Source organism: Geodermatophilus sp. SYSU D01176 (genome assembly GCF_054050015.1).
The window spans coordinates 50,485-72,493 of the sequence record NZ_JBJGYN010000009.1 but is presented as its reverse complement, the minus strand read 5'-3'; the positions used below and the strand labels follow the sequence as shown (position 1 = coordinate 72,493).

Here is a 22,009-nt window from a genome sequence, read left to right as displayed (position 1 = left end):
TTCCCACCGCACTGGTCTCCTGCTGCGGCGGCGGGGACCGCCGGGCACAGGGGTCCTTCCGCTGCACCCTCGCCGGCCGGGACAGAAGGGCCTCAGAGCCTCGAGGGATCGTCCCGGAGATCAGGTCCGTCCGAGAAGCCTGTCAAGATCGGCGCGAATTCCGAGGCGATGCGGGGCGGATCGAGCCACCGACATCGATCACCGTCCCGAGTCAGCACGGTTCGCAACCGTCTTGGCTGTGTTGCTCGTCACGGACCGACGCCGACGGAGGACTTGTCTCGAGCGGCGCGGGATCGTGCAAGCGCCCCGGCAAGGACCCCGATGCTGGCCCTTGAACGGCCCTCGCCTCACGCGCCTTGCGTGCTCAAGGGGGACTCGGGCACCGCGAAGTGGGAGCCGTCCCACCAGCGGCCGTCCCCGGCGGGGGAGGAGCGCGGTGTGGGCGGCTTCGTGGACATGGTCGGAACGTAGCTCGCTGGTCGGACAGGATCACCCACGTTCGGTCTGTGGCGTCCTCTTCCGCGACGCGGCACGAGTTCCATGGGTCCACGTTCACGGCGGCCGGCCCGGGCGGTCGGCGGCAGGATCATTACCGGGTATAGGGCCGACATCGGCGGCCCGGGTCAAGTGCAACGTGATCGGGTGCTCTGGGCCGAGCACCCGGCGGCAGCGCCGCAGGGTGTCCTGGCCCAACGCGCGGGCCAACTCCGCCTCGCCCACCTGGACGCGGGTCAGGGTCAGGGCGGTCGCCGCCAACAGGCAAGTCGGGTGGTCTGGGCCGAGCACCCGGCGGCAGCGCTGCAGCGTGTCCTCGCCCAGGGCGCGGGCCGGCTCGGCTTGCCCCAGTTCAGCCAGGGCGAGCGTGAGGGCGGCCGCCGCCAACAAGGTGATCGCATGGTCGCGACCGAGCACGCGGCGGCTCCGCTGCAGCGTGTCCTCGCCCAGGGCGCGGGCCGGCTCCGCCTCGCCCACCGCGACCAGCGCATGGGTCAGGGCGGCCGCCGCCCACAGGGTGGTGGTGTGGTCCGGGCCGAGGACCCGGCGGCTCCGCTGCAGCGTGTCCTCGCCCAGGGCGCGGGCCGGCTCGACCTCCCCCAACAGGTCCAGGGCGAGGGTGAGAGCGTTCGCCGCCCACAGGGTGGTGGCGTGGTCGGGGCCGAGGACCCGGCCGCTTCGCTGCAGCGTGTCCTCGCCCAGCGCGCGGGCCGGCCCCGCCCCGCCCGGCTCGTTCGAGGCCTGACTCAGGGCCACTGCCGCCCACAAGCTGGTCGGGTCGTCGGGGCCGAGGACCCGGCGGCTCCGCTGCAGCGTGTCCTCGCCCAGGGCCCGGGCCGGCCCCGCCTCGCCCACCGAGATCAGGGCGAGGGTGAGGGTGCTCGCGACGCTCAGGGTGTCGGGATGGTCGGCGCCGAGGATCGACCGCCAGCGGTCGAGCAGCTGTTCGACGACGGCTCGGCCACCGTGGCTGTCGCCGTGGGACTGGAGATAGCGGATGGTGTCCAAGACCAGTCGCCGGCCGACGGGAGAGTGGTCACCCAGCGCGCCTGTGGCCAGCACGTGCGGAGCGAACTGGCTGTAGGCGGGCCAGCTGACCGGATCCTCCGGGTCGCCGGGGGAGGCCGCGGTGAGCATCGCTGCCACCCGTTGGGCGGTGGCCTGCTGCCGGTCGGGGGGAAGCCGGTGGCGGATCACCGCCTGCACCAGCCGGTGCACCTGGAAACCGTCGGGATGGCGGCGGGCGAGGGAGTAGCCCACCAGCGTGCCGACGCTGTCGACGAGCACGTCGGGGTCGACGGCGGCGCTGCGTAGCGGCTCGTCGAGGAGTGCGGCATGGTCACTGACCAGGCAGAGTGGGATGGGTTCGGGTGCGAGGAAGGCGGCCAGCTCCAGCAGCTGCACCGCGGCCGGGTCTTCGACACGGAGCCGGTTCAGGGACAGCGCCCAGGTGGTGTCCAGCCGTCCGTGGTAGCCGACCACGTCGCCGCGGGCCAGCAGGCTGGTGCGGTGGGCGTGGAAGCGGCGCAGGTAGTCCGCCGGTGGCAGGTCGGTCTGCTCCAGGTAGCCGGCGGCCTGCGCGGCGGCCAGCGGAAGGTCCCCGAGTTCGGCGGCGAGTTCGTCCGCCAGCTCCTGGCTCAGGGCTGGGATCCGGGCCTGCAGCAGCGCGACCGTCTCCGCTCGGGTCAGCACGTCCACCTCCAGCCGCCCGCCCAGCGCGCCCCAGCCGGGGTAGCGGGAGGTGATCAGCACGTGCCCGGCGCCGCCGGGTCGGTAGCCGGCGACGTCGCCGGGCCGCTCGGCGTTGTCGAAGATCAGCAGCCAACCGGTCCGGCCGCGCAGCGCGGCCAGCAGCCGCTCTGCGGTGTCGGTCACCGTGGGCCCGGCTGGGATGTCGAGCCGGGCGGCGAGGGCGGCGAGCTGGTCGGGAATGAGCACGGGCTGCTCGGCGTCGATCCACCACACCAGGTCGTAGTCGGCGGCGAACCGGTGTGCGTACTCGATCGCCAGCTGGGTCTTGCCCACCCCACCCAGCCCGTACAGCGCCTGCACCACCAGCGTGGCCTCGCCGGCGTGCAGCCGCCGGCGCAGTTCGGTGAGCATGCCGTCGCGGCCGGTGAACCGTGGGTTGCGCGGCGGCACTCGCCACACCGCCGGCAGGGCGCCGGCGAACCGCGGCCTGTCCGTCGGCGCCGCTCCGGCCCTCGGGAACGGTGGCGCGGCTGTGGGCCGCCCACCGGTCAGCCGGGAGTGCAGCCGGGTCGCCGCCGCGGCCTCGTCCAAACCCGTCAGGTCGACGTGGATCAGCGGTGCGTACAGCGGTGGCAGGGTGACCGGTTCGACCAGCACCGGCACAATCCGCCCCTCCGCGACTGCGTGTTGGGCGAAGGCCGCGCGCAGCTCCGCGCCGCCGAAGGCGCTGGAGAAGTAGGCATCGGTGCACACCGCCAGCAGCCGGTCCGCGCGCTCTAGCGCCGTCTGCATGCGGGCCACGAAGTCCTCACCCGGCGCCCAGTCCCACACATCCAGCTCGACGGAGTACCCCGCCTGCTGCAGCTGCCAGGCCAGCCACTCGGCCCAGGCGGTGTCCCGGCCGGCGTGGCTGATGAAGAAGTCGGTCCTGCGACCGCTCACGCACCAGTGCTACACCCATCACCCGCCGTACGGGAGACCCTACGGAGCCGGACCTCGGATCGGCTCCATCGGTCACGCACCGCTGTCCGTGGCACGTGCCAAGATCATCGGCGTATCCCGGCGGGCCAGCAAGCCGGGTCGGGAAACGGACCAGGGCGGGGGTGTGCAGATGCCTGTGCAGCGGCTTGTGAGCTGCGGAAACGGACGAAGTCCAACAGTGGGAGCGGTGGTTCGGCCGGTCCCCCCGCTACCACCGGACAGGGGCCCTCACAGATCCTGTGAGGGCCCCTGTCGCACGTGCGGGGGTCGGCGACGGCCGCCCCGCCCGCGGTGCCGACCAGCTGGGCCGCCTCCGCCCGGCGTGCCTCGTCGACCTGCCGGTCAGGCGGCTGCTCACCGCCACCGGTCGCCCCTCACCACGACGTAGTGCTGCCAGACGTACCGCCACGGGACGACGGCCAGGACGACGACGACCAGCGAGCAATCGGTGATCGTCTCGCTCAGGGCCGCGTCCACGTCCCCGGCCAGCACCGCGGGCAGGGCCACGACCGGCAGCCAGATCAGCTTCCACAGGCACTCGAACAGCAGGACCGGGAGCAGCCGGACCGGGTACCGGAGCCCCAGCAGCGCCAGGATCGACAGGGCGGTCAGGAGCACCGCGACGACTCCCTCGTACAGCGGCAGGGAGTCGTCGTAGCCGATGACGACCGGCCACTTCACCACGGCGAGGCCGATGCCCATGACGGCGTATCCGACCCGCATCAGGTTCAGACGCCAGGGCGGCAGGTCGCCCCGGACGCCGCGGTCGGCGACGGGAGCAGGCTGGGTGCTGGAGGCGGTCATGGCGGTGTCCCTCGTCCCGGGTGGCCGCGGCGGGCGCCGCGAGCGGGACCGAAGGTAGGGAGCGACGTGGTGACCGCGGATCACCACACGATGTGATCGACGTGGTGACGTCGTGGCCCCGGCCGCCCACGATCCGCCGGAGGTCGCCGCGGGCGCAGCGCGTCGGCCGCGGCCGGTTCGGGGTCCGTCGACAGCGTCCGGTCCTGGCTGGCACGATGCGTGTCCTGAGCCGACGGTGTGGCCGGCGACGAGTTGCCGAGGACGCCGGGGTCTGACCCCTCGAGGGAGGTGGTCGTGATCGGACCCCTGCTCACGACCAAGCTGCACGTCCCGCGGCGGCGGCGCGGCCTGGTGGTGCGGCCCCGGCTGAGCGAGCGCCTGGACCGCGCGGACGAGGCGGCCCTGACGCTGGTCTCGGCGCCCGCCGGGTTCGGGAAGACGACGCTGCTGACGGAGTGGCTGGCCGCCGCCGGGCGGTCGACCGCCTGGCTCTCCCTCGACGAGCGGGACGACGACCCGGTCGTGTTCTGGACCTACCTCCTCTCCGCACTGGAGACGGCGGTGCCCGGGGTGGCGGCCGGCGCGCGCACGCTCCTGCGCGAGCCCCACGCGTCGATCGACGAGGTGGTCGCGACGCTGGTCAACGAGCTCGCCGCGGTCCCGGACGACGTGGTCCTGGTCCTGGACGACTACCACGTCATCGCCGCGCGCGACGTGCACGAGCGGATCGCCTTCCTGCTCGAGCACCTGCCCCCGCAGATCCGCCTGGTGATCGCCACCCGCGCCGACCCGCCGCTGCCGCTGGCCCGGTGGAGGGCGCGCGGTGAGCTCGTCGAGGTCCGCGCCGGGGACCTGCGCTTCACGGCCGAGGAGGCCGCGGTGTACCTCGACGAGGGGATGGGGCTGGCGCTGACGGCCGAGCACGTCGCGGCGCTCGAGGCGCGCACCGAGGGGTGGATCGCCGCGCTGCAGCTGGCGGCGCTGTCGATGCAGGGCCGGGACGACGTCGCCGGCTTCATCGCCGGTTTCGCGGGCGACGACCGGTACGTCGTCGACTACCTCGTCGAGGAGGTCCTGCAGCGTCAGCCCGACGACGTCCGGTCCTTCCTGCTGCAGACGTCCGTCCTCGGCCGGCTGAGCGGCCCGCTGTGCGACGTCGTCGTCGGCCGGGACGGCGGGACGGCGGTGCTGGAGGCCCTCGACCGCGCGAACCTGTTCCTGGTCCCGCTCGACGACCGCCGGCACTGGTACCGCTATCACCACCTCTTCGCCGACGTCCTGCACGCGCGGCTGCTGGCCGAGCAGCCCGACCGCGTCCTGGAGCTGCACCGGCGGGCCAGCGGCTGGCACGCGGACCACGGCGAGCCGTCCGAGGCGATCCGCCACGCGCTGGCCGGCGGGGACGCCGAGCGGGCCGCGGACCTCGTGGAGCTGGCCATGCCCGCGGCACGGCGGAACCGCCAGGAGACCACGCTGCGCCACTGGTTCCGGCAGCTCCCCGAGGAGGTGCTCCGGGACCGGCCGGTCCTCCGCGCGGGGTACGCGGGCGCGATCCTGGTCCACGGCGAACTCGACGGCGTGGACGAGCACCTCCGCGACGCCGAGCGCTGGCTGGACGGCGCTGCGGCGTCGGGGGCGGACCACGCCGTGGTCCGGGCCGTGCGGACCCAGGTCGCGGTGTACCGCGCCGCGCAGGCCCGGATGACCGGCGACCTGGCCGGCACCGTCACCCACGCCCGGCGCGTGCTCGACCTCGCCTCGGACGACGACCACCTGGTGCGCGGGTCGGCCGCCGGACTGCTCGGGCTCGCGCACTGGAGCAGCGGCGACCTCGAGGCCGGGCACCGGTGGTGGACCGAGTCGCGTCGTGACCTGGAGGAGGCCGGCCACCACTCGGACACCCTCGGCGTCGCCCTCGCGCTGGCCGACATCTCGATCGCGCAGGGCCGGCTCGGCGACGCGATGGCCACCTACCGGCACGGACTCGACGTCGCGGCGGCGCACGGCTCCTCCGTGCTGCACGGCACGGCGGACATGCACGTGGGCATCAGCGAACTGCTCCGCGAGCGCAACGACCTCGAGGCCGCGACGCAGCACCTGGCGGCGAGCGCGGCACTGGGCGCGCACGCCGGCCTGCCGCAGAACCGTCATCGCTGGTGTGTCGCGATGGCGCGGGTGCGCCAGGCGGAGGGAGACCTCGACGGTGCCGTCGAGCTGTTGGACGAGGCGCAGCGGCTGTACGTCAGCGACATGTTCCCCGACGTGCGGCCGATCGCGGCGGTGCGCGCACGGGTCCGGCTCGCCCAGGGCCGGGTCGGGCAGGCGCTCGGCTGGACCCGCGAGCGCGGGCTGTCCGCCGAGGACGACCTGTCCTACCTGCACGAGTTCGAGCACGTCACGCTGGCCCGGGCGCTCCTGGCGCAGCACGTGGCGGCGGGCGACCCGGTCCCGGTGCGCCAGGCGACCGGGCTCCTGGAGCGTCTGCTGCACGCGGCTGAAGGGGGTGGCCGGACGGGCAGTGCCATCGAGCTCCTCGTCCTGCTGGCGCTCGCCCACCAGGCCCGGGGCGACCTCACGGGCGCGCTCGGCTCCCTGGCACGTGCGCTGACGCTCGCGGAGCCGGAGGGCTACGTCCGCGTCTTCCTGGACGAGGGGCCGTCGATGGCCCCACTCCTGGAGGTCCTGGCCCAGCAGGGGGACTCGCCCGCGTACGTCCACCGGGTGCTGGCCGCCGTCCCCGCCGCCGACGGCGGGACGCCCGTGCAGCAGGGCCTGGTCGAGCCGCTCAGCGGGCGTGAGCTGGAGGTCCTCCGGCTGCTCGGATCCGACCTCGACGGCCCGGGGATCGCCCGCGAGCTGTTCGTGTCGCTGAACACGGTGCGGACGCACACCAAGAACATCTACGCGAAGCTCGGCGTGAACAGCCGCCGGGCGGCGGTCCGCCGGGCGGCCGAGCTCGACCTGCTCGCCCGGTCCCGGGCCTGACCCTCGTCGCGGCAGGGATCACCACCCCGATCACCAGGTGTGGTGATCCCCGCCCACCACCTCTGCTCCTAGCTTTCGCGCACCGACGAGAGCGAGAAGCACGCGATGAGCGCATCACCCCTGCGGTACGAGATCCGGCTGGAGGGCCGCTTGGACCCCCGGTGGGCCGCCTGGTTCGACGGGCTCAGCCTCAGCACCGCCGACGACGGCACGACGGCGCTGCGTGGCCCGGTGGTCGACCAGGCCGCGCTGCACGGCGTGCTGCAGAAGGTGCGCGACACCGGACTGCCGCTGATCTCGGTCACCCCGCTCGACCCGCACCCGCCGCACCACCCCACCGCCCACCCCACCCGCCCTGGAAGGGACGCGACATGAGCACCACCGTGCACACCCCGGCAGCGACCCCACCCGCGACGGACCCGATGCGGCGCACCTCCCGCGCCGCGGGGATCCTCTACCTGCTCACGTTCGTGTCCATGCCCACCCTCGCGCTGTACCAGGGCGTGCGGGGCGAGGCCGACTTCGTCCTGGGCGCCGGCAGCGACACCGGCGTGCTCCTGGCGGCCTTCTCCGAGGTCGTCGTGGCCGTGGCGTGCGTCGGCACGGCCGTGGTGCTGTTCCCGGTGGCGAAGCGGCAGAGCGAGACCGCCGCCCTCGGCTTCGTCGCCTCCCGGGTCGTGGAAGCCACCCTGATCATCGTCGGCGTCGTGAGCGTCCTCACCGTCGTCACCCTGCGGCAGGACGTCGCCGGAACTGTCGGCGCGGACGCCGATTCGCTGCTCACGACGGGCCAGGCCCTGGCCGCGGCCTACGACTGGACGTTCCTGCTCTCGCAGAGCCTCATGCCGGTCTCCAACGCGCTGTGCCTGGGCTACGTCCTGTACCGCTCCGGCCTGGTGCCGCGCATCCTGCCGGCGATGGGCCTCGTCGGCGCCCCGCTGCTGCTGGCCTCGGACATCGCGGTCTTCTTCGGCCTCTACGACCGGATGGCCCCCGTCGCTGCGATCGCCACGATCCCGATCGCCGTCTGGGAGTTCTCCCTCGGGATCTACCTGACCGTCAAGGGCTTCCGGCCGTCCGCCGTCGCCGCGCTCCGGCCCTCGGAGGCCGTCCGATGAGGGCCGCGGTCCACCGCCGCTCCGGCGGCCCGGATCGGATCCACGACCTCGACGACATCGCCGCGGCGCACCGCTGCGTCGACACCGGACGCGAGCGCGGCCACGTCGTCGTCCCCATGCACGACATCGCGGCCCCGCGGGTCGGCCAGGTGATCGAGGTGACCGGCCCGACAGCCGTCGTGGGCCCGGGCGCCGGCCGGCCCCGCACGTGGCCCGGCGTGGACCTCAGCTGTCCGTGGCGCCGTGTGCCGTGGGGCCGGCCTCGCCGAGGTCGGAGAGCTCCAGGACCCGGGCGGTCGGGTACAGCGCAGCGCCACCACAGCGGCCTCGGCCCCGCCGTGGACCACGGTGAGCCGGCCGGGCGGGCGGAACCGCACGACCCACGCCGGCAGCCCGACCTGCCCGGGGGGTCGTGCGGATCACGGAGCACCACCGTCGCCCGGTACAGGTGGCGGTCGTCGACCGTCGTGACGTCCGTGTGACGAACGTCCACTTCCCGGAACCCGGCGGACGACGCGTACAGTGGCCCGCGGTCGCTGTCGTACCTCTGCTTCGTTCCCGGACGTCCGCAGTCGTCTCTGCCTGACGTTCCTCTCGGTCCTGCCGGTCGGTGCGGCGACCCGGGACCGGCGCCTGTCGGTCCCGACACCCCCAGCACGGAGAAGAGAACGACATGGCTCAGGGCACTGTGAAGTGGTTCAACGCGGAGAAGGGCTTCGGCTTCATCGAGCAGGCCGACGGCGGCGCCGACGTCTTCTGCCACTACTCCGCCATCAGCGGCACCGGCTACAAGTCGCTGGACGAGGGGCAGCAGGTCGAGTTCGACGTCACGCAGGGCCAGAAGGGCCCGCAGGCGGAGAACGTCCGCGCTCTCTGAACCACGGCTCGGGGGCCACGGCGCACACGCGCCGTGGCCCCCGCGCGCATCCACGGGTACCTCGTCCGCGGCGACCACGCCGCCGACCTCGTCCCGGGGCAGGCGGGATCGTCCGGTGGGCTCCAGGGACGCCGTACCGCCCCGCGGCGCCGGGACCCGGCGTCGGATGACACTGCACGGGCTCGACCTCGAGGTACCCGGCCGGGCCGGTGGAGCTCGGCTCCCGGTCTCCCGCACTGCTCCCGCCCGCTCCTGGAGCGTGTCGCCGCCCGGCCCCGCGGCCTCCCGCCCCGCGGTCCGCGACGGGACACGCACGACCACGAGACCCTCTCGACACGGGAGGGGGAACAGCCGCTACGGTAATCCGCATGCAGTTGGTCGGGATTGTGCGGATTGCGCTCGTCGCGCGCCGGCACGTCGACTTGCTGCGGTGCGCGAGCGCGCTCTGTCCGGCCTGACGCCGTCCGAGCCACCCGTTCCGCCTCGCCACCGGAGTCCTGTTCCCATGACCCTGCTCGCTGCCCCCGCGACCGCAGCCCTCCCCGCCGCCGAGCCCGCCCTGCTCGAGGTGGAGCGCCTCGAGCCGTCCATCGGCGCCCGGGTCCACGGCGTCGACCTCGCCCGCGCGACCGACGACCAGGTCCGCGCCATCCGCGCCGCCCTCGCCGAGCACAAGGTGCTGTTCTTCACCGGCCAGCACGACCTGCACCCCGACAGCCAGATCGCGCTCGGTCGCCGCCTGGGCGAGGTCACCGAGTCGCACCCGGTGGTCCCCGGTGTCGACGAGCAGCACCCGGAGATCTACGCGCTCGACAGCGCCACGGGCGGCTTCGCCGACGTCTGGCACACCGACGTCACCTTCGTGCGCCGCCCGCCGCTGGGGTCGGTCCTGCGGGCCGTCGTCCTGCCGCCCACGGGCGGGGACACCCAGTGGGCCGACCTCGAGCTCGCCTACGCCTCGCTCAGCGAGCCGGTGCGGCAGCTGGCCGACCGGCTGGTCGCGGTGCACGACGGCACGCGGGAGTTCGGCTACTACCTCGCCCAGCGCGAGAAGCGGACGAGGTGGGAGGGGGAGGAGTTCCGCGCCCTCGTGCCGGTCGAGCACCCGGTGGTCCGGGTGCACCCGGAGACCGGGCGCAGGAGCCTGTTCGTCAACCCCGGCTTCGTCTCCCACATCACGGGCGTCTCCGACGCCGAGAGCCGGTACCTGCTCGACCTCTTCTACGCCCACATCACCAAGCCCGAGCACATCGTCCGGCACCGCTGGTCGGTCGGCGACGTCGTCATCTGGGACAACCGCTCGACGGTCCACTACGCCAACCGGGACTACGGCGACCAGCGCCGCGTCATGCACCGGATCACGCTGCGCGGTGACCAGCCGGTGGGGCCCGCACCCGTCTGACCCCGGGACCCGTTCCCACCCACCGGGCGCGCGGACGGGCGCAGGCTCCCGCGAGGACCTGCGCCCGTCCGCGCCCCGCCTGAGTGCGGCAACCGGCCCGGCAGGCGGGCCGGCGTCGACCCGCAGGGGGCGGCGGACGGCCGGGATGGCCGTCATGATGGAGTTGCTACAGCCGGCGGTTCACCCACGTGCCCCGGCCCCGCGTCGCAGGAAGACGACGGCACGACCGATGACCGACACCACCGAGAACGTGGACCGGCCGATCCACCCGGGACGGGCGTCCGTGGACCCGGAGGCCGTGCGGGCCTCGGGCCGGGAGGCGCGCGCCCGCGCCGCCGAGCTCCGGGTGCAGCTGGACGAGCGACGACGGCAGTACCGGGCGACGACCGGTCGCGGCGACCGGCGCCCCGTCGAGCCGAGGGCCGACGAGCTGGCGGAGCTGCGCACCCGGGCGGAGGCGGCCGAGGGGCGGGCCGAGCACCTCGAGCGGGCCGTGGCGAGCAACCGCCGCATCGGGATGGCCATCGGCATCCTGCTGGCCCGGCTGCAGTGCACGGAGGAGGAGGCGTTCGAGGTCCTCCGGCAGGAGAGCATGCGCCGCAACGTCAAGGTGTCCCAGCTGGCGGAGCAGGTGGTCTACACCGGCACGCTCTGACCGCCGGGGGTTCGGCGGGAGCCGGGCGGGGGCGTGTATGGTGGTGTCACCGACGCGGGGTGGAGCAGCTCGGTAGCTCGCTGGGCTCATAACCCAGAGGTCACAGGTTCGAATCCTGTCCCCGCTACTCGCACACGAGGGCCCGGTCACCACGGTGACCGGGCCCTCGTCGCGTCCGGGCGGTTCCACGCCGCGAGCGGGGTAGGGAGCCGGCATGGATCTCACCGTCACCGACGTCCCCGAGGCCGGTCGCTACGAGGCCCGTGCCGGCGACCGGGTGCTGGGCCTGGCCGCCTACGAGCAGCAGGGTGACCGGGTCGTGTTCACCCACACCGAGGTCGACCCCGACACCGAGGGCAGCGGCGTGGGCGGCACGCTGGTCCGCGGCGCCCTGGACGACGTCCGGGCCCACGGGCGACGCGCGGTGCCGCGGTGCTCGTTCGTCCGCGCCTGGATCGACCGGCACCCCGACTACGCCGACCTGGTCGACGCCCCCGCGTGAAGAAGGACCCCGTCCTCCCCACCCCTCGCAGGCTCGGGGCGGTGCCCGGGACGGGGCCGGCGGCTCAGAGGACGTAGTGGCCGTACATCTCGCCGAGCGGGTCGGCGATGAGCTCGATCCGGGCACCGTCGGGGTCGCGGAAGTACACCGAGACCCCGCTGTGCACCTCGTGCGGGACGCCCGCGCCGGTCAGCCGCCGCACCAGCTCCTGCCAGCGCTCGGGGTCGACGCTGATGGCCATGTGGTGCAGCCCGCCGAGCACCTCGGCGTAGGGGGCGACGGAAAGGCCGGGGAAGTCGAAGAAGGCGATCAGGTTGCCGTTGCCGATGTCGAAGAAGAAGTGCGAGGAGCCGGGGTAGTCGCGGTTCTCGATCAGCTCGGTCAGCGGGAAGCCCAGCACGTCCTGGTAGAAGCGGACGGTCCGCTCGACGTCGCTGCTGATCAGCGCGGTGTGGTGCAGGCCGCGGGCGGTCGACGCCGGCCGCTCGCCCGAGGGCTTGAGATGGGCCTCCCGGATCCGGCTGCGCTCCCGCTCGATGGCGGTCAGGTCCAGGTCGCTGGCGGTGTCACTCACGGGGCATCTCCTCAGGACGGACGACGGTCGGGACAACCGCTGCGACCAGGATCTCGTTCCCCCGGCACGTCCTGGTCACCCGTGGGTGCGAGGGTGGTGGCCATGCGTGTCCTCCTCGCCGGGTGGTTCTCCTTCGACGAGGTCATCGCCACCGTCGGCGACGAACTCGGTGCCGACGTGGTGGCCGGCTGGCTCGCCGACCTGGAGATCGACCACGACGTCGCCTGGGCGCCGTACCTGGAGCGCGGCGTGGACTGGCGGGACGTCGACCCGGCCGACTACACGCACCTGGTGTTCGTCAGCGGCCCGCTGGCCGACCGGCCGCTGCTGCGCGAGCTCACCGAGACCTTCGCCGGCGTGCAGCGCTGGGCGGTCAACGTCTCGGTGGTGGAGGAGCCCGCCCGCCGCCTGTTCGACCGGGTGTGGGAGCGCGACGCCCCCGGTGTGGCCCGCCCCGACCTCGCCGTCGAGGGCCCGGAGCCCGACGTGCCGGTGGTCGCGGTGGCGTTCACGCCGGTGCAGGGCGAGTACGGCGAGCGCAGCCAGGCCGAGCGGGTCCGCGGCGCGATCGAGGAGTGGCTGGCCGACCGGGCGCTGCCCTGGTTCGAGCTCGACATGGACCTCTACGAGAAGCCGCACGCCCGCCGTCCGGCCCAGGTCGAGGCGCTGGTCCGCCGCGCCGACGTGGTGGTGAGCATGCGGCTGCACGCGCTGGTGCTCGGTCTCAAGCACGGCCGGCCGGTGGTCGCCTGCGACCCCGTCGCGGGCGGCGCCAAGGTCACCAGCCAGTCCGCGGCACTGGACTGGCCGCTCGTCGTCCCGGCCGAGGAGCTGACCGCCGGGGCCCTCGACGCGGCGCTGGAGCGCTGCCTGTCCGGTGAGCTGGCCGAGCGGGTACGCGCCGCGGGGGAGCGGGGCCGAACGGGCAACGCCCGGGCGCGCGCCTGGGTCGAGGAGCAGCTGGCCGGATGAACCCGCCCTCCCGGCGAGATCGGCGATCTCGCACGCTGGGGGCCCGTATCCGCGCGACACCGGCGATCTCGCCGGCCCGAGGAGGACCGTTGATCGAGCTGCGCACGCCGGGTGAGCTGGACGCCATGCGCGCCGCGGGAGCGGTCGTGGCCGACATGCTGGCCGCCGTCCGCGCCGCCGCGGCACCGGGCGTCCGGCTCACCCAGCTGGACGAGGTGGCCCGCGCCGTCCTGGCTGACGCCGGCGCCGGCTCACCGTTCCTCGGCTACGCGCCGCTGGCCACCACGCCGCCGTTCCCGGGCGTCGTCTGCCTGTCGGTCAACGACGTCGCGCTGCACGGCATCCCGACCCCGCAGGAGCTGGAGGACGGCGACCTGCTCAGCGTCGACGCCGGGGCCACCCTCGACGGCTGGGTCGGCGATGCCGCGATCACCTTCCCGGTGGGCACGCCGCGGCCGGAGGACCTCGAGCTGGTCGCGACGACCGAGGCCGCGCTGGCGGCCGGGATCGCCGCGGCCGTCGTCGGCAACCGGGTCGGCGACATCTCGGCGGCGATCGGTGCGGTGGGCCGGGCCGGCGGCTGCGGGATCAACACCGACCAGGGCGGGCACGGAGTGGGCCGCACGATGCACGAGGCGCCGTCGGTCCCGAACGAGGGCCGGCCCGGGCGGGGGCTGCCGCTGCGCCCCGGCCTGGTGATCGCGATCGAGCCCTGGTTCCTGGCAGGCGGCAGCGACGACTACCGGGTCGCCGCCGACGGCTGGACGCTGTACAGCGCCGACGGCAGCCGCGCGGCGCACGTCGAGCACACGGTCGCGGTCACCGGCGACGGTCCCCGCATCCTCACTGCCCCGCGCTGAGCCGCCGTTGTGAGCTCATGGTCGGTTCCCGGCCGGGGACACGACCACGAGCTCACAGCGACGGAGCCGGAGCTCAGGCGAGGGCTCGGTCGAGGTCGGCGATGAGGTCCTCGACGTCCTCGATGCCGACCGACAGCCGCACCAGGTCGCCCGGCACCTCCAGCGGCGAGCCGGCCGCGCTGGCGTGGGTCATCCGCGCCGGGTGCTCGATCAGCGACTCCACGCCGCCCAGGGACTCCGCGAGGGTGAACACCTGCGCCCGCTCGCAGACCCGCAGTGCGGCGTCCTCCCCGTCGGCGAGCCGGAACGACAGCATCCCGCCGAACCCGGACATCTGCTTCGCGGCGATCTCGTGCCCCGGGTGCTCGGGCAGCCCGGGGTAGCGCACCTCGGTGACCGCGGGGTGGCCGAGAAGGTACTCGGCGACCTGGGCGGCGTTGTCCTGGTGCCGGTCCATCCGGACGCCGAGGGTCTTGATCCCGCGCAGCACCAGCCAGTCGGCCAGGGGGCCGGAGACGGCGCCCATCGCGTTCTGGTGGAAGGCGAGTCGCTCGGCGAGGTCCTCGTCGTCGACGACCAGCGCCCCGCCGACGACGTCGGAGTGCCCGCCGAGGTACTTCGTCGTCGAGTGGACGACGACGTCGGCGCCCAGCGTCAGCGGTTGCTGCAGGTAGGGCGAGGCGAAGGTGTTGTCGACGACGAGCAGCGCGCCCACGTCGTGTGCGACCTCGGCGGTCAGCGCGATGTCGGCGATGTTGAGCAGCGGGTTGGTCGGCGTCTCGCACCAGACGACCCGCGTGCTGGGCCGGATCGCCGCCCGCAGCGCGTCGGCGTCGTTGAGGTCGGCCGGCGTGTGCTCCACGCCCCAGCGCGACGCGACCTTCGAGATCAGCCGGAAGGTGCCGCCGTAGGCGTCCCCGCCGAGGACGACGTGGCTGCCGGGCTCGCAGACCGTCCGCAGCAGGGTGTCCTCGGCGGCCAGCCCGGAGGCGAAGGCCAGCCCGGTGCGGCCCTGCTCGAGGGCGGCCAGCGCCTCCTGCAGCGCCGTCCGGGTGGGGTTGGCGCTGCGGGCGTACTCGTAGCCACCGCGCAGCCCGCCGACGCCGTCCTGCTTGAAGGTGGTCGCCAGGTGCAGCGGGACGACGACGTCGCCGGTGGCCGGGTCCGGGTCCTGCCCGGCGTGGATGGCACGGGTGTTGAAGCCGGGGGAGCCGTTCATGCGTCGACCGTAGGCGTCCCCGGGAACGACGGCGCCGCGGCCACCGGACCGCAGCCGTCCGCGGCTGCCCGTCGAGGTCGCGTGACCGTCCGGCGCGGGCGGTCCTCCGGGCTCGCGGCTGGCTCCTCGCATCCACTCCCTCAGGGCCGGCCCGCGAGCATGCTCCCCGCATGACCGCATCCGAGCCGCCCGCTCGGCCGGCCACCAGGGCAGATCGATCTCACGTCGTCCACGTGCTGGCCGACGCCTTCGCCGACGACCCCGTCTTCGAGCACATGCTGCCCCACGGGATCCGCCGGCGAGAGGAGCGGATCCGACGACTCTTCGGCATGGACGTCCGACGGAGCACACGCCTGGGTGGCGCCTGGATCTCGTCCGACGGAGCGGCGGCGGCGGTCTGGTACCCACCGGGGACGTGGCGACCCAGCAGCTGGGAGGCGCTGTGGCAGACGCCGACGGCCATCCGCGTGTTCGGTGCACAGGCCGCCGTCGCATCGAGGGTGCTGAGCGTCATGCAGGAGCACCATCCGCAGCGACCCCACTGGTACCTCTACTACCTCGGGACGGAGTCCCGCCGGCGCGGTGCCGGGATCGGTGCCGCGGTCATGCGCCCGGTGTTGGCGCGCTGCGACGGGGAACGGTTGCCGGCCTACCTGGAGGCGACCAGCGAGCGGAACCGGTCCTTCTACCTGCGCCATGGGTTCGTGGACGTGGAGACCCTCGTCCTCCCCGACGACGGGCCTGTGCTGCACGCCATGTGGCGCGAGCCGCAGTGAGGGCAGGGGCGGTGACCCCCGCCTGCCCGGGTCGCCGCGGCCACTCGGGTCCTGGGGGAGCAGCCGATCGGGGTGTCAGTGGGCCGGCGCGTGGTCCTGAGCCCCACTCGCGCCTGCCAGGTGCCCGAGCACGTCCTGGCGGGTGACGATGCCGGCCGGCTTGCCCTCCTCGTGCACCAGCAGCGCGTCCGCCGTCCCCAGGGCCGCCACCGCGGCGCTGACCGGCTCACCAGAGCCGATGATCGGCAGCGGCGGGGACATGTGCCGCTCCACCCGGTCGGAGAGGTTGGCCCGTCCCGCGAACAGCGCGTCGAGCAGCGCCTTCTCCTCGACCGACCCGACGACCTCCCCGGCGGTCACCGGGGGCTCGGCGCGCACCACCGGCAGCTGGCTGACGCCGTACTCGCGCAGGATGTCGATGGCGTCGCGCACCGTCTCGTTCGGGTGGGTGTGCACCAGCTCCGGCGTCGTCCCGCCCTTCCCGGCCAGCAGCTCGCCGACGGTGCCCTGGGTGGCCTGCTCCAGGAAGCCGTAGTCGGCCATCCAGTCGTCGTTGTAGATCTTCCCGAGGTAGCCGCGGCCGCCGTCGGGCAGCAGCACCACAAGGACGTCGTCCTTCGTCAGGCGCTCGGCGGCGCGCAGCGCGGCGACCACCGCCATCCCGCAGGAGCCACCGACCAGCAGGCCCTCCTCGCGGGCCAGCCGGCGGGTCATGGCGAAGGAGTCGCCGTCGCTGACGGCGATGATCTCGTCGGCGATCGTGCGGTCGTAGGCATCGGGCCAGAAGTCCTCGCCCACGCCCTCGACCAGGTAGGGCCGCCCGGTGCCGCCGGAGTAGACCGAGCCCTCGGGGTCGGCGCCGACCACGCGCACCCGCCCGCCGGAGGCCTCCTTGAGGTAGCGGCCGGTGCCGCTGATCGTGCCGCCGGTCCCGACGCCGGTGACGAAGCAGGTCACCCTCCCGTCGGTCTGCTCCCAGATCTCCGGCCCCGTGGTCTCGTAGTGGGACTGGGGGTTGGCCGGGTTGGCGTACTGGTCGGGCTTCCAGCCGCCGGGCAGCTCGCGTGCCAGCCGGTCGGAGACCGAGTAGTAGGAGCGCGGGTCGGCCGGGTCGACGGCGGTCGGGCAGACGTGCACCTCGGCGCCGTAGGCCTTGAGCACGTCGATCTTCTCCTTGCCCACCTTGTCGGGGCAGACGAAGACGCAGCGGTAGCCGCGCTGCTGGGCGACCAGCGCCAGACCGATGCCGGTGTTGCCGCTGGTCGGCTCGACGATCGTCCCGCCCGGCTGCAGCGCGCCGCTGGCCTCGGCCGCGTCGACCATCCGCACCGCGATCCGGTCCTTCACCGAGCCGCCGGGGTTGAGGTACTCGACCTTGGCCAGCACCAGGGGCGCGTCCGGCCCGAGGTCGCGGGTCACGGACGTCAGCCGGACCAGCGGGGTGTGCCCGACCAGCTCGATGACGTTCTCGGCGTACTGCACGGGCGGCCCTCCTCGGCGGCCGGCCGATCGCCGGCCCGTCGCCGTCCATCCCACCAGACGGGACGCCGCCGCGCCGGGTGTCGCCCGGCCCCGAGCCGGGCACCGGCCTGGCATGACCGAGACCGTCCCCGCCGTGCCGCTCGCCGGCGGCGGCACCATGCCGCTGCTCGGCTTCGGCACGTGGCAGCTGACCGGGTCCGCCTGCTACGACGCCGTCCGCACCGCCCTGGACGCCGGGTACCGGCACCTGGACACCGCGACGATGTACCGCAACGAGGCCGAGGTCGGGCGGGCGCTGCGCGACTCCGGCGTCGACCGGGACGAGGTGTTCGTGACCACCAAGCTGCCGCCCCGGGAGGCCGGCAGCGCCGACCGGACCCTGGCGGCGTCGCTGGACGCACTCCGCGTCGACGCCGTCGACCTGTGGCTGGTCCACTGGCCGCCCGGTGGCGCGCGGCCGGACGTCTGGGCGCGCTTCGTCGCCGCCCGCGAGGCCGGCCGGGCGCGGGCGGTCGGCGTCAGCAACTACTCGCTGGAGCAGGTCGACGAGCTGACCGCCGCGACCGGGGTGACGCCGCAGGTCAACCAGGTCAGCTGGGCGCCGGCGAAGTACGACCCGGCCGTCGAGGCCGGGCACCGGGAGCGCGGCGTCGTGCTGGAGGGCTACAGCCCCTTCAAGAACACCGACCTCGGCGACCCGGTGCTGCGCGAGGTCGCCGACGCGCACGGCGTCACCCCGGCGCAGGTGGTGCTGCGCTGGCACGTGGAGCACGGCGTCGTCGTCATCCCCAAGTCGGCCACCCCGGAGCGGATCCGGGCCAACCTGGCGATCGGCGGCTTCGCGCTGACCGACGACGAGGTCGCCCGGGTCGACGGCCTGGCGCGGGTCTGAGCGCCGGGGTGAGGATGCCCCCGTGAGCTCTCCCTCTCCTGTCGGTACCCGCACGCTCGGCCGCGGCGGCCTCGTCGTCTCCGCCCTCGGCCTGGGCTGCATGGGCATGAGCCAGATGTACGGCGCCGCGGACCGCGACGAGTCGATCGCGACGATCCACCGGGCGCTCGACCTCGGCGGGACCTTCCTCGACACCTCCGACGTCTACGGCGACGGACACAACGAGGAGCTCGTGGGGGAGGCCATCGCCGGACGGCGGGACGAGGTGCAGCTGGCGACGAAGTTCTCGCTGTCCCGCAACGACCGCGGCGGCATGGACATCGACGGCCGCCCGGAGAACGTGCGGGCCCGCGCGGAGGACAGCCTGCGCCGGCTGCGCGTCGACGTCATCGACCTGTACTACCAGCACCGGGTCGACCCGCGGGTCCCGATCGAGGACACCGTCGGCGCGATGGCCGAGCTGGTGCAGCAGGGCAAGGTCCGGCACCTCGGGCTGTCGGAGGCGTCGGCCACCTCCATCCGCCGCGCCGTCGCCGTCCACCCGATCGCCGCCCTGCAGAGCGAGTGGTCGCTGTGGACCCGCGACCTGGAGGCAGAGGTCCTGGGCGTGGCCCGGGAGCACGGCATCGGCATCGTGCCGTTCAGCCCGCTGGGCCGCGGCTTCCTCACCGGGGCGATCCGCAGCCCGGAGGACTTCGCCGAGGACGACTGGCGCCGCGGCCACCCGCGCTTCACCGGCGAGGCGTTCGCGGCCAACCTGCGGCTCGTCGACGCCGTCCGCGTTATGGCGCTGGAGGTGGGCTGCACGCCCGGCCAGCTGGCGCTGGCCTGGGTCCTCGCGCAGGGGGACGACGTCGTGCCGATCCCCGGCACCAAGCGGCGCGCATACTTGGAGGAGAACGTCGCGGCCGCGGCCGTCGAACTGTCGGACGACGACGTCGCGCGGCTGGGCGCGATCGCGCCACCCGGGGTCGCCCAGGGCGGCCGCTACGTCGACTCCTCGTACGCGTACGGGGACAGCCCGGAGAGGGTGGCGTGAGCGCGACCACGACCACAGCTCCGCTGCGGGTGCCCGGCGCCGACGGCGTCGCGGTCGCGGTCCACCGGTGGGGGTCCCCGGGCGAGCTCCCGCCGGTCTACCTGCAGCACGGTTTCGTCGCCGACACCCGGCTCAACTGGGTCGGCACCGGGACGGTCGCGGTCCTCCTGTCCGCCGGGCGGGAGGTCGTCGGGGTCGACGCCCGCGGGCACGGCAGGTCGGACAAGCCGCACGACCCCGGCGCCTACGGCGAGCTGCGGATGGCCGACGACCTGCGGCGGGTGGCCGACGCCCTCTGCCACGACTCCTTCGACCTGGCCGGCTACTCGATGGGCGCGACGGTCGCCATGCTGACCGCGGCCACCGACCGGAGGGTGCGCCGGCTGGTGGTCGGCGGTGCCGGCGCCGCGTTCGTCGAGCCCGGCGGTGCCGAGCGCCACGCCGTCCTGATGGCCGGGCTGGCCGCCGCGCTGGAGGCGGCCGACGCCGCCGACGTGCGTGATCCCGCCACCGCCGTCTTCCGCCGGATCGCGGACGCCCTCGGCGCCGACCGGCGCGCCCTGGCCGCGCACGCCCGTGCGGTGCACGCCCGGGACCCGGACCTGGCCGCGATCACCGCGCCCACGCTGGTCCTCGCCGGCGACGCCGACCCGCTGGCGGCCCGGCCCGAGGCGCTCGCCGCGGCCATCCCCGGTGCCCGGGTGACCCTCGTCCCCGGCGACCACTCGACCGCGCTCCGGACGCCGGCCTTCGCCGCGGCACTGGTGGACTTCCTCGGGGAGGCGGCGTGACCGACCCGACCTGCGGGGTGGCCCACGGATCGCCCGCGCCGGAGGCCACCGGGCGGGTGCTCGTCGCCGTCTTCGCCTCACCGGTGGCCGAGGTGCTCACCCGCTGGGCGCCCGAGCTGGGCTTCCGCACCGTGCTGCTCGACCCCGACCCCGCCCGCGGCGCCGAGGTGACCGGCTTCGCGGACCTCGATGACCTCGCCGACGCCGACGTCGTCGTCACCGACCACCACCGGCCCGAGCTCGGCGAGGTGCTGCGCGACGCGCTGGCCCGGCCGGTGCGCTGGGTCGGCGTGATGGGCAACCCGCGGCACGAGGGCCCGCACGTCGCGGCCCTGGCCGCGCTCGGGGTGCCGCCGGAGGAGGTCGCCCGGGTGCACCGGCCGATCGGGCTGGACATCGGCTCGCGGACCCCCGCCGAGATCGCGCTGAGCACGCTGGCCGGGCTGCTGGCCGACCGCAACGGCCGCAGCGGCGCCGCGCACCGGTGAGCGACGTCCTGCTCGGCGCGGACGTCGGCACGAGCGGGCTGAAGCTGGTCGCGCTCGACGGGGCCGGGACGGTCCTCGCCGAGGCGGAGTCCGGCTACGACGTCGACCGCCCGCACCCCGGCTGGGCGCAGACCGACCCAGCCGTCTGGCGGGCCGCGTTCGACGACGCGCTCGCCCGGGTGGCTCCGGCCCTGGCCGGTCGCCGGGTGGCCGGGCTGGGCCTGTCCGGGCAGATGCACGGCACCGTCCTGGTCGACGCGGCGGGCGTCCCGCTGGCGCCCGCGGTGCTCTGGCCGGACGCCCGCGCCGTCGCGGAGGTGGACCGCTGGCGAGCCCTGCCCGACGGCGCCCGCGCCGCGCTGGCCAACCCGCTGGCGCCGGGGATGACCGGCCCGGTGCTCGCCTGGCTGGCCGCGCACGAGCCCGGCCTGCTGCGCCGGGCGGCCGCGGTGCTGCTGCCCAAGGACGTGCTGCGCGCCGCGCTCGTCCCGGACGCCGACCCGCGGGTCACCGACCGCAGCGACGCCTCGGCCACCCTGCTGTGGGACGTCGGCGCCGACGGCTGGTCCCCGGAGGCGACCGCCGCGGCCGGCGTCGACCCGGCGCTGCTGCCCGCGGTGCGGCCGTCGGCCGAGGTCGTGGGCGCCGCCGCGCTCCCGGTCGGCGGGGTGCCCGTCGTGGTCGGCGGCGGGGACACCCCGCTGGCCCTGCTCGCCGCGGGCACCCGCACCGGCCGGCAGGTCAACCTGGGCACCGGCGCGCAGGTCCTGCTGCCGGGGTGGACGCCGGCGCCGGCCGACGACCCGCCGGTGCACGGCTACGCCGACGTCGAGGGCGGCTGGTACGCCATGGCGGCGCTGCAGAACGGCGGGCTGGCGTGGACGTGGGTGGGCGGCGTGCTCGGGATGACGCCCGCCGAGCTGTTCGACGCCGCGGCCGCGGTCCCGCCCGGCGCCGGGGGAGTGGTGTTCCGGCCGTTCCTCACCGGCGAGCGCGGGGGCGTGGCCGGCCCGGCCGACCGCGGCGGCTGGACGGGGCTGTCCGCGTCCACGACCCGCGCCGAGCTGGCCCGCGCCGCGGTGGAGGGCGTCGTCTTCGCGGTGGGAGCGGCGGCCGACCTGCTGGGTGGGGAGGGGCCGGTCGTCCTCACCGGGGGCGGCGGGCGGCCGGCCGTCGTCCAGCAGCTGCTCGCCGACGTCCTGGCCGTCCCCGTGCGGTACCTGCCCATCCGCAGCGCGTCCGCGGTGGGTGCGGCGCTGCTGGCCGCCCGGGGCACGGGCACCGTGGTCGCCACGCGGCAGGAGGCCGGCCGGGCGGTCGAGCCGGGGCCCACCCCGGAGCTGGCGGCGGCGCTGGAGCGCTGGCGTGCGGAACGGGGTGGGCGGCAGCCGCGTTGACCCCGTCA

The 22,009-nt window shown here is 74.9% G+C and carries 21 protein-coding genes and 1 tRNA gene; 17 read left to right on the top strand and 5 right to left on the bottom strand.

Annotation, left to right across the window (positions count from 1 at the left end):
- Positions 1 to 552: 552 nt before the first annotated feature.
- Together fxsT and ACI78Z_RS07475 are read right to left on the bottom strand one after the other, a co-directional pair.
- Positions 553 to 3,129 (bottom strand): FxSxx-COOH system tetratricopeptide repeat protein, encoded by a 2,577-nt coding sequence (gene fxsT, locus ACI78Z_RS07480; protein ID WP_457035896.1) that lies wholly within the window; start codon positions 3,127 to 3,129, stop codon positions 553 to 555.
- Between the two features lie 393 nt (positions 3,130 to 3,522).
- The gene (locus ACI78Z_RS07475; RefSeq protein WP_457035895.1) at positions 3,523 to 3,972 is read right to left on the bottom strand and encodes a hypothetical protein; all 450 of its coding nucleotides are present in this window, start codon (positions 3,970 to 3,972) and stop codon (positions 3,523 to 3,525) included.
- Between the two features lie 294 nt (positions 3,973 to 4,266).
- Here ACI78Z_RS07475 and ACI78Z_RS07470 point away from each other — a divergent pair, with 294 nt between their 5' ends.
- The 9 genes from ACI78Z_RS07470 (at position 4,267) to ACI78Z_RS07430 (ending at position 11,511) form a co-directional block, all read left to right on the top strand.
- On the top strand, positions 4,267 to 6,957 hold the full coding sequence (locus tag ACI78Z_RS07470; RefSeq protein ID WP_457035894.1) for a LuxR C-terminal-related transcriptional regulator: 2,691 nt from the start codon (positions 4,267 to 4,269) through the stop codon (positions 6,955 to 6,957).
- 105 nt (positions 6,958 to 7,062) lie between these two features.
- A complete protein-coding gene (locus ACI78Z_RS07465) occupies positions 7,063 to 7,332 on the top strand; it encodes a hypothetical protein (protein ID WP_457035893.1) in 270 nt (89 codons plus the stop codon).
- Complete coding sequence (locus ACI78Z_RS07460; RefSeq protein WP_457035892.1) at positions 7,329 to 8,075, top strand: DUF4386 domain-containing protein; 747 nt, start codon at positions 7,329 to 7,331, stop codon at positions 8,073 to 8,075. Before ACI78Z_RS07465 ends, ACI78Z_RS07460 begins: the two co-directional genes overlap by 4 nt.
- Positions 8,076 to 8,748: 673 nt before the next feature.
- A complete protein-coding gene (locus ACI78Z_RS07455; RefSeq protein WP_457035891.1) occupies positions 8,749 to 8,952 on the top strand; it encodes a cold-shock protein in 204 nt (67 codons plus the stop codon).
- Positions 8,953 to 9,320: 368 nt separating this feature from the next.
- Positions 9,321 to 9,410, top strand: a complete 90-nt coding sequence (locus ACI78Z_RS07450) for a putative leader peptide (RefSeq protein WP_457035890.1) — start codon at positions 9,321 to 9,323, stop codon at positions 9,408 to 9,410.
- Positions 9,411 to 9,457: 47 nt separating this feature from the next.
- The gene (locus tag ACI78Z_RS07445; protein ID WP_457035889.1) at positions 9,458 to 10,354 is read left to right on the top strand and encodes a TauD/TfdA dioxygenase family protein; all 897 of its coding nucleotides are present in this window, start codon (positions 9,458 to 9,460) and stop codon (positions 10,352 to 10,354) included.
- 229 nt (positions 10,355 to 10,583) lie between these two features.
- Positions 10,584 to 11,009, top strand: coding sequence for an ANTAR domain-containing protein (locus ACI78Z_RS07440; RefSeq protein ID WP_457035888.1), 426 nt, complete (start codon positions 10,584 to 10,586; stop codon positions 11,007 to 11,009).
- 53 nt (positions 11,010 to 11,062) lie between these two features.
- Positions 11,063 to 11,136 (top strand) — tRNA-Met (locus ACI78Z_RS07435).
- Between the two features lie 87 nt (positions 11,137 to 11,223).
- Complete coding sequence (locus ACI78Z_RS07430; RefSeq protein WP_457035887.1) at positions 11,224 to 11,511, top strand: GNAT family N-acetyltransferase; 288 nt, start codon at positions 11,224 to 11,226, stop codon at positions 11,509 to 11,511.
- A 64-nt stretch (positions 11,512 to 11,575) separates the two neighbouring features.
- On the opposite strand, the gene ACI78Z_RS07425 is transcribed toward ACI78Z_RS07430, so the two are convergent.
- Positions 11,576 to 12,085 carry a VOC family protein gene (locus ACI78Z_RS07425; RefSeq protein WP_457035886.1) on the bottom strand — a complete coding sequence of 170 codons (510 nt, stop codon included), beginning with the start codon at positions 12,083 to 12,085 and terminating at the stop codon, positions 11,576 to 11,578.
- A 102-nt stretch (positions 12,086 to 12,187) separates the two neighbouring features.
- Here ACI78Z_RS07425 and ACI78Z_RS07420 point away from each other — a divergent pair, with 102 nt between their 5' ends.
- Together ACI78Z_RS07420 and map are read left to right on the top strand one after the other, a co-directional pair.
- The gene (locus ACI78Z_RS07420) at positions 12,188 to 13,057 is read left to right on the top strand and encodes a polysaccharide pyruvyl transferase family protein (RefSeq protein ID WP_457035885.1); all 870 of its coding nucleotides are present in this window, start codon (positions 12,188 to 12,190) and stop codon (positions 13,055 to 13,057) included.
- An 89-nt stretch (positions 13,058 to 13,146) separates the two neighbouring features.
- Complete coding sequence (map, locus tag ACI78Z_RS07415) at positions 13,147 to 13,917, top strand: type I methionyl aminopeptidase (protein WP_457035884.1); 771 nt, start codon at positions 13,147 to 13,149, stop codon at positions 13,915 to 13,917.
- A gap of 73 nt (positions 13,918 to 13,990) precedes the next feature.
- On the opposite strand, the gene ACI78Z_RS07410 is transcribed toward map, so the two are convergent.
- Positions 13,991 to 15,136: a cystathionine gamma-synthase gene (locus tag ACI78Z_RS07410; RefSeq protein WP_457035883.1), complete on the bottom strand. Its 1,146-nt coding sequence runs from the start codon at positions 15,134 to 15,136 to the stop codon at positions 13,991 to 13,993.
- Between the two features lie 170 nt (positions 15,137 to 15,306).
- Between ACI78Z_RS07410 and ACI78Z_RS07405 the strand changes: the two genes are divergently transcribed.
- On the top strand, positions 15,307 to 15,912 hold the full coding sequence (locus ACI78Z_RS07405; protein WP_457035882.1) for a GNAT family N-acetyltransferase: 606 nt from the start codon (positions 15,307 to 15,309) through the stop codon (positions 15,910 to 15,912).
- A 75-nt stretch (positions 15,913 to 15,987) separates the two neighbouring features.
- Here the strand turns inward: ACI78Z_RS07405 and ACI78Z_RS07400 are convergent, their stop codons facing one another.
- Entirely contained in the window at positions 15,988 to 17,394 is a 1,407-nt protein-coding gene (locus ACI78Z_RS07400) for a cystathionine beta-synthase (protein ID WP_457035881.1), read from the bottom strand.
- 112 nt (positions 17,395 to 17,506) lie between these two features.
- Here ACI78Z_RS07400 and ACI78Z_RS07395 point away from each other — a divergent pair, with 112 nt between their 5' ends.
- The 5 genes from ACI78Z_RS07395 to ACI78Z_RS07375 are packed head-to-tail and all read left to right on the top strand — an operon-like array spanning position 17,507 to position 22,001.
- Complete coding sequence (locus tag ACI78Z_RS07395) at positions 17,507 to 18,286, top strand: aldo/keto reductase (RefSeq protein WP_457035880.1); 780 nt, start codon at positions 17,507 to 17,509, stop codon at positions 18,284 to 18,286.
- Positions 18,287 to 18,308: 22 nt separating this feature from the next.
- A complete protein-coding gene (locus tag ACI78Z_RS07390) occupies positions 18,309 to 19,325 on the top strand; it encodes an aldo/keto reductase (protein ID WP_457035879.1) in 1,017 nt (338 codons plus the stop codon).
- Positions 19,322 to 20,116, top strand: a complete 795-nt coding sequence (locus tag ACI78Z_RS07385; RefSeq protein WP_457035878.1) for an alpha/beta fold hydrolase — start codon at positions 19,322 to 19,324, stop codon at positions 20,114 to 20,116. The genes ACI78Z_RS07390 and ACI78Z_RS07385 overlap by 4 nt, the downstream gene beginning before the upstream one ends.
- The gene (locus ACI78Z_RS07380) at positions 20,113 to 20,604 is read left to right on the top strand and encodes an XdhC family protein (protein WP_457035877.1); all 492 of its coding nucleotides are present in this window, start codon (positions 20,113 to 20,115) and stop codon (positions 20,602 to 20,604) included. Before ACI78Z_RS07385 ends, ACI78Z_RS07380 begins: the two co-directional genes overlap by 4 nt.
- The gene (locus ACI78Z_RS07375) at positions 20,601 to 22,001 is read left to right on the top strand and encodes an FGGY family carbohydrate kinase (RefSeq protein WP_457035876.1); all 1,401 of its coding nucleotides are present in this window, start codon (positions 20,601 to 20,603) and stop codon (positions 21,999 to 22,001) included. Before ACI78Z_RS07380 ends, ACI78Z_RS07375 begins: the two co-directional genes overlap by 4 nt.
- Positions 22,002 to 22,009 lie beyond the last annotated feature (8 nt).